A 6064-nucleotide genomic window follows, 5' to 3' on the forward strand; every position below is an offset into this window, starting at 1 on the left:
GCAATACTTGCTACGCTTAACTTCTTGCATGGTCGAGGAAACTACCCTCTCCCTGCTTTCAGTCATCATGTACAGTCGTACACTCCGCTTTGTTGGGACTGTTCGAAATAAAATGAGTTACAGTCCCAATATACATGAGAGCAAAGCGAGCATGCAATCCTTTCTGAAATCCCTGGAATACAAACGCTTTCGCTCGATTTGTGTGAAGCAAAATTTTCGTCCTACCCAAAAGTGGGTAGGGCGATTTTTATCTCGTCTGGAGTTTTGTCCCAAACTCGTTTTATTTTTGGTTCATTACTGGTATACTTATAGTAATTATGATTTATTGGAGGTCAGTATGAGCGTAACGACGCAGTTTCGAAAAGGTGCGCTGGATATGTGTGTGCTTTATATTTTGCAGACGGATGATTTTTATGGTTACGATTTGACGCAACAAATAAAAAAACATATACCAATCACGGAAAGTACGCTATACCCACTTTTGCGTCGGCTTGTAAAAGATGGTTATTGCGCGACCTATACGGTGGAATCTCCAACTGGACCGCAACGGAAATACTATCATATTACGCACCAAGGTCGGATTTTTTTAAAAGAGACGTTACAAGAGTGGGATGCGTTCACAGCAAGCATCGCGGCACTCAGAAAGGAGATAAATCCACATGAACAGAATTGATTTTTTCGAGACATTACAGCATGGTCTTCGTTCGTTGCCTGCAGATGAGCGTGATAGCATTATCAAGGATTTGGATGAACATATTGCCGTGAGTTTGGAAAATGGGATTTCGGAGGCTGAGGCGATTGCCTTGCTGGGTAATCCGAGTGATATTATTGAGCAATATGTGCATGGTGATGTGACAGTACCTAAACAAGAACAGCCACCCATTATTCAGAGACCCATACCAACTCATTCGGAAATAAAAACGGAAGAGCCTGCTTCCAAAGGTTTATCTCCATTTAAAATCGTGTTGATTGCAGGTATGTGTTTTATTATTTTGATGTTGCTTTTAGATGCATTGGATTAAAAATAGAAACGTGGACTGATTACGAGAAAATCAATCTACGTTTCTATTTTTTGCCCTCACTATTTTGAAAGCGCCTGATAAGCATACTCTCTTCTAATTCCTGGTGAGAAAATGGTTTAATTATCCAAAGCAAAACCCCCGCTCTCTCAAGCAAGGGTTTCTCTTCATATTTAATTCTCACTATAAAATTTCAATGCGGCCTGTGCTGCTTCGCCTTTTGCAATTTTGCCACCGTGGAAAGTAATGGAGGCCTCTAATGCATTTAGCGTGTGCAGAACATTCTCTTTACGGCTACTGAATCCCATATTTCCGATACGCCAAATCTTGCCGGCAAGAGCGCCGAATGAACTCGCAATTTCAACGCCATAATGATGAAGTAAAGTCGCCCGAACTGCTTCTCCATCAAGACCTTCCGGGATATTAACACAAGTTACAGTTGGCATTTTGCTAGACATGTCGCCGAAAAGCGTCAAACCCATAGCATTTAAACCAGTCATCATCGCTTTTTCATGCTTACGATGACGAGCAAATCGATTCTCTAGACCTTCTTCGTGAACAATTCGTAAGCCTTCGCGAAGAGCATAAATCATCGAAGTCATTTCTGTATGGTGATTAATATGTTGGGGACCCCAATATTGCTGAATTTGGCTGAGATCTAAGTAATTACTAGAAATGAATCGATCATTTCGAACATCTTTTGTTAAGCCTAATTCAATTTGGTAACGAGACGAAAGGATTTTTTCGACTTTTGCGTTGTAGGTTAATGGTGCCATTCCAGTTGGAACGCTGAGACATTTTTGCGTTCCTGCAACAGCGATATCAACACCCCAAGCGTCTGTTTGAAAGTCTGCACCAGTGAATGTTGCTACTGCATCGACCATAAATAAGACATCATTTTCTTTACAAAATAAGCCGATTTCCTTCAAATCTTGCATTTGACCTGTAGACGTTTCGCCGTGAACCATGATAAGCATTTTCGGATTATAGGCTTTAATCTCGTCAATAACTGTTTTAGGATCAAAAATAGTGCCCCACTCTTGTTCAACGATTTTGACTTGCGCACCAGCACGTCCAGCAAGTTCTGCCATTAAAAAGCCAAAACGACCAAATGATGGCACGAGTACTTTATCACCTGGTTCAATAATGCCACAAACGGCTGCTTCTAGTCCTGCGCGTGCTGTTCCATCAACAGCTAACGCCCATTCGTTTTCAGTTTGAAACGGCATTTTTAAAAGATTAGTTACGTCGTTCATCATTGCGAAGAATTCTGGATCATATTGTCCTAGAATTGGTGTGCTCATTGCTCTTAATACACGCGGTTCGGCTTCAACTGGGCCAGGAGTCATGATTGTCCGAATCGATGCTTGTAGTTCTTTTACCATACTATGTTCCTCCTCCGTTATAAAAAAGAGCGGTTGGTCGTTTATGTATATTCATTCACAACATTACTTGGGAATGAATCATACACTCTCCATTGACCGACCGCCACAATAGCTATGTTTCTGTCTTTATTTTAAGATAATTCTAAACGGGAAACATTGGTTAATTAGCACGAAAAGATAGAGGCGTTTTGTACATAGTAAACAATATTTTCTAACGACAAATGGGCTCGATATATAGTACAATTGAGGAGATACAGAACACTTTGGTTGGTACGATGCTTGTCGGCTTGCCAATGAAAGGAGTTTTTCTATGACAACGATGTCCGAACTGCTACTAACGCCAAGGTTTTCTAATATAGAAGTAATTAATGCGGAGGCTAATTTGGACAATTCAGTGGATACGATTGAAATTTCGGAAACGCCTGATATTGTTGCCTACCTACCTAAAAACACTTTTTTGCTCACGACTGCGATGGCTTTTCAGAATGATCCGGAAGCACTTTGTAAATTGATTGAAGATTTGCATCGTTTACCAGCTGCGGGTCTCGGAATTAAGTTGGGGCGTTTTATTGATAAGCTAGATCCAATGGTAATTGAGACGGCGAACCGGTTAGGTTTTCCGATTTTACGAATTCCGCTTACGGTGACGCTGGGCACGATTTCGCATCAGCTGTTGTCTTATATTTGGGATCATCAGACAGAAAAATTTCATTATGCAATTGATATTCAGCAGAAGTTTTCAAAAATGATGATTAAGGGCGCGTCGCTTCAGTCGCTTATTCAGAATTTAGGTGGAATTTTGAAGCGACCAGTAGTTTTGATTAATCCTTTTTTAGAGGTTGTAGCGAGTACGCAGCATTTTAAACAGCCGAGCTATGCGACAACACTAGATGATATTCAGGAAAAGTTGAAAAAGACGCCGGAACTTACGAGTGAAATGACGTTTTTACTGGAAGATGATACATTACTGATTTCAGTATTCCCAGTGAAAGTGACGACTTACTATCCTTATTTTCTGGTGATTTTGAAGGCGGATCAAATTCCGTATCCATTCTCACAGCTCGCAATTGAGCAGGCCAACACGATTATCTCGTTTACGATTTATAAGAATCAGAAATTAGCTGAAGGTAACCGAACATTGCGTGGAAAGTTTTTCACGAAGTTATTGCAAAAGGGTGATGATGACGCGGAATACACCCGAAATTTATTGGATTATGGGAAAGGTTACGGGTTGTTACCATCAGACTATTATCGGTGTTTAGTGGCTGGAATTGATGAAAGTTCCATGGCTTTGAAGAATTTGACTTTACAAGAGGAAATTTACTCCTTAACATATGAATGGCTGGAGCGAGAATTGCATCGAAATTTTGAGAATGCGCTAATATTTCCACACCCAACGGAGGATAAGTTTATCATCTTGTTGCAACAACAAGAAGCAGAGTTGAAGGCAAAATTAGTTGCCATTCAGACAGCACTTGATCGCCTATTCCCAATTTCAATTTCCTTTGCAGCGGGAAATGAAGTGTATGAGACTGCTTCCATTCACTATTCTTACATGGAGGCTGTGGATACATACCGACAAAGTGAAAAGGACCACTATCATTCGTTTGTACATTTTTATGAGTCAAAGGGTATTATGGAGTTGATGCAGTTTATCCCGGTGGAACAGATTCAACATTTTTGCTTGTTCACATTAAAAACGCTGGCTTATCCGCAAAATGAGATGCACTTGGAATTACGGCGGACGTTACAAGTCTACTTAAGCTGCCAATGCGAGATTACAGAGACGGCAAAACAACTTTATATTCACCGGAATACGGTAAAATATCGAATTGCGAAATGTACGGCACTGTTAGATCACCCAATTACGCATTCGGATTTTTCTCTGAAACTACGGTTGGCATTGTTACTGTCGGATAAAAAAGGGTGAGCAGAAAATATCTGCTCACCCTTTCCTAATTTAGAATTGCTGAAACTGATCAACTGGCATTACAAATACCGTCGCACCGCCAACTTGGACTTCAATCGGATATGGTACATAAGTATCTACCGTCACACCAAGTGATGCTGCCGGGCTCATAATTTGCTCGCGAGCTTTGCAGTTATTTTTAATGATTTCAAGCGCGGTATCGACTTGTTTGTCCTCTACACCTATGATAAAGGTTGTATTTCCTGCTTTTAAAAAGCCACCTGTTGATGCTAGTTTTGTGGCACGGAAATTGGCATCCGTTAAAGCGTCGGATAGGCGGTTGCTATCCTGATCTTGAACAATCGCAAAAATAAGTTTCATCATTTTCCATCCCCTTATAGAGTTTTTCTTTATTATACCAGAATTCCCTAGAAAACTTTACTAATAAAAACTCGTGTGCTGGGCGTCTAACTGACATAGGTAACAAATGATGTCAGCCTAATCGCGCTTTTATTCGCTCAAAAATATCTGTCACAATTTCATCGATTGTTCTTGTCGCATCAATAATTTCAATCCGTTCTGGAAACATATCACGTACAGTTTCATAGCCTACTTGAACCTTATTGTGGAATGTCACATCTTCCATGTCAAGACGGTTAACTTCCCGGCCTTTATTAGCAGCGATTCGCGCCAAGCCAACATCGGCTGGAACGTCTAAATAATACGTTACATCTGGCATGGTTGTTTCCACAGCAAATTGATTGATTTTCAAAACTTCATCAATCCCAATACCACGACCAACACCTTGATAGGCAAGTGAACTATCGATAAAACGATCACACAAAACTAACTTCCCTTCTTTGAGCGCTGGGCGGATGAGTTCTACGACGTGTTGGCGTCTTGCACCAGCAATCAGCAAGGCTTCAGTTTTCGCGTCCATTCTACTATCAAGATCATTCAGGAAGATCTCGCGCACAACATCGGAAATTTTGCTACCTCCGGGTTCTCTCGTTTTGATAAATTGGATTTCTGTCTCTTCTAATCGTTCTGCTAAACGCGCACCGACCGTTGTTTTTCCTGATCCATCTGGACCTTCTAGCGTGATAAAAATACCGTTCATTTTTTGTTACCATCCTTATTCGATTTCTTAGTTCTAAGCATAACATGAACTAGCGTAAAACGCTTATATTTATATGAAAATAGAGGTAAGAAATCTAAATATGATTCCTTACCTCTATTAATTAAACGCTTAGTCTTGTTTGCGCCGTCTTTGTAACAGTGCTCCAATCAGGATGAATGCTGATCCGAGAAGTGCGTACAACATATTAAATGTGTCACCCGTTTTAGGTAGTGCTTTTTTGATACTTGGTTGTTTTACTTCTTGTTGCTGTGGCTCTGGTTGTTTGATTTCTGGCTGCTTTGGTTCTGGTTGTTTGATTTCTGGTTGTTTGATTTCTGGTTGCGCTGGTACTGGCTGCGGTGCAATAACTTGCAGGTTTACAGTCGTTGTGGTTGTTTTGTTATTGCTATTGGTCACGCTGTACGTAACTGGGTAATTGCCTGCTGTTGTCAGGTCTGCTTGGCTCGCGTCATACGTGATTTTATCGGTGATGTCGCCATCAACGGTATCTTGGGCATGGGCATTTTCTAACCAGCCAACGTTATCTTCCGTCACGCCTTGCATCACAATCAAGTTCTCCGCTTCAAGCATCGCCATTTCCGCCGTCACATCGATTTGGACCGTTTGGACG

General features: G+C 41.0%; 7 protein-coding genes. 3 read left to right on the forward strand and 4 right to left on the reverse strand.

Annotation, left to right across the window (positions count from 1 at the left end; translation table 11 throughout):
• Nucleotides 1-337 precede the first annotated feature (337 nt).
• Nucleotides 338-673 (forward strand): PadR family transcriptional regulator, encoded by a 336-nt coding sequence (locus PROCOU_RS15425; protein ID WP_036074135.1) that lies wholly within the window; start codon nt 338-340, stop codon nt 671-673.
• Nucleotides 660-1022 carry a DUF1700 domain-containing protein gene (locus tag PROCOU_RS16855; protein ID WP_051994457.1) on the forward strand — a complete coding sequence of 121 codons (363 nt, stop codon included), beginning with the start codon at nt 660-662 and terminating at the stop codon, nt 1020-1022. The genes PROCOU_RS15425 and PROCOU_RS16855 overlap by 14 nt, the downstream gene beginning before the upstream one ends.
• Nucleotides 1023-1192: 170 nt before the next feature.
• Here the strand turns inward: PROCOU_RS16855 and PROCOU_RS15435 are convergent, their stop codons facing one another.
• Nucleotides 1193-2404 carry a pyridoxal-phosphate-dependent aminotransferase family protein gene (locus tag PROCOU_RS15435; RefSeq protein ID WP_036074137.1) on the reverse strand — a complete coding sequence of 404 codons (1212 nt, stop codon included), beginning with the start codon at nt 2402-2404 and terminating at the stop codon, nt 1193-1195.
• A 310-nt stretch (nt 2405-2714) separates the two neighbouring features.
• Here PROCOU_RS15435 and PROCOU_RS15440 point away from each other — a divergent pair, with 310 nt between their 5' ends.
• Nucleotides 2715-4334 (forward strand): PucR family transcriptional regulator, encoded by a 1620-nt coding sequence (locus PROCOU_RS15440; protein WP_036074140.1) that lies wholly within the window; start codon nt 2715-2717, stop codon nt 4332-4334.
• A gap of 30 nt (nt 4335-4364) precedes the next feature.
• Here PROCOU_RS15440 and PROCOU_RS15445 read toward each other — a convergent pair whose 3' ends face one another.
• From PROCOU_RS15445 to PROCOU_RS15455, 3 genes are all read right to left on the reverse strand, one after another.
• The gene (locus PROCOU_RS15445; protein WP_036074151.1) at nt 4365-4694 is read right to left on the reverse strand and encodes a cyclic-di-AMP receptor; all 330 of its coding nucleotides are present in this window, start codon (nt 4692-4694) and stop codon (nt 4365-4367) included.
• Nucleotides 4695-4806: 112 nt separating this feature from the next.
• Nucleotides 4807-5433, reverse strand: coding sequence for a dTMP kinase (gene tmk / locus PROCOU_RS15450; protein ID WP_036074143.1), 627 nt, complete (start codon nt 5431-5433; stop codon nt 4807-4809).
• A gap of 129 nt (nt 5434-5562) precedes the next feature.
• Nucleotides 5563-6064, reverse strand: a 502-nt coding sequence (locus PROCOU_RS15455; RefSeq protein ID WP_036074146.1) for an LPXTG cell wall anchor domain-containing protein, incomplete at its 5' end; no start/stop codon positions are given.

The sequence above is a fragment of the Listeria rocourtiae FSL F6-920 genome, assembly GCF_000525975.1.
Classification (GTDB): Bacteria; Bacillota; Bacilli; order Lactobacillales; family Listeriaceae; genus Listeria_A; species Listeria_A rocourtiae.